This is a genomic window from Paraburkholderia ultramafica (assembly GCF_902859915.1).
Classification (GTDB): Bacteria; Pseudomonadota; Gammaproteobacteria; order Burkholderiales; family Burkholderiaceae; genus Paraburkholderia; species Paraburkholderia ultramafica.
This window is the reverse complement of the sequence record NZ_CADIKK010000150.1, coordinates 1-907: the sequence shown is the minus strand read 5'-3', so window position 1 is coordinate 907 and position 907 is coordinate 1. Positions and strand designations below refer to the sequence as shown.

Genomic DNA, 907 nt, shown 5'->3' with positions numbered 1-907 from the left:
TCTATATGAACGCCTCCCGTTTGCGACGGTTTTTCGTGTGTTCAGACGACGACAGGATGGGTTGCAGCTCTATATCCGGGCTTGTTGCAGCCTGATACGCTGCGGCCCACTATGAAATCCGCTGACCCGCACCTCATTCTTCGAACGAGCTCGGAGCTCTAGAAATGATTCAGGTTTAACGAGTCCCGGTCCGACCTGTGTTGTCATCACATACGATTGCCAGCGCAACCTTTCGACGTCTCATTCTGTAAAAGTTGATCTTCCTGCGTGCCGCTCATCATTCAGACCGGCTTCACGCTCACGTAACCCTCTTCATACGGCCTGTCATGCGCCAGGATCGCCCAGATCATCCGGGCAGTCTTGTTGGCCTGCGCCACGATCGCCACATTCAGTGGTCGCCGCTTTTTGAGCTGCTCAATCCATGGCCCCGGCTCTTTCGCGTGGAAGAGCACACTGCGCGCGCCGTGAATCAACAACGTGCGCAGATACGTGTCACCACGCCGGCTGATCCCCTGGAGCTGGACCTTGCCACCGGATCCTGTCTGCGCTGGCACCAATCCGATCCAGGCCGCGAACTCGCGCCCCGACCGGAATGTCTTCGCGTCGCCCATCGTTGCGACCGCTGCCGTCGCCGTGAGCAGACCGACGCCCGGTATTGCGGCGATCGCCTTGCACGCCTTGTCCTCTTTCATCCACGTCTGCAGACGTCGTTCGATCTGGGCAATCTGTCTATCCAGTTCAGCCAGTCCGTTCCACTGTTCGCGCAGCGTGTCGATCAGGATCGTCGGCAAACGATCCACCAGCCGCTCCAGCACACCCGGAATCGCCTTGTCCAGCGCAGGCCGGCCCTTGCCCATCACTTCGCCGTACTCGGTCAGCAGGCCGCGCAGGCCATTCGTCTGCATCG

General features: G+C 59.6%; 1 protein-coding gene. It reads right to left on the bottom strand.

Translation table 11 applies throughout. From position 1 onward, the window contains the following. Positions 1–281 precede the first annotated feature (281 nt). Positions 282–907, bottom strand: a 626-nt coding sequence (locus tag HV744_RS36615) for an IS110 family RNA-guided transposase (protein ID WP_175154093.1), incomplete at its 5' end; no start/stop codon positions are given.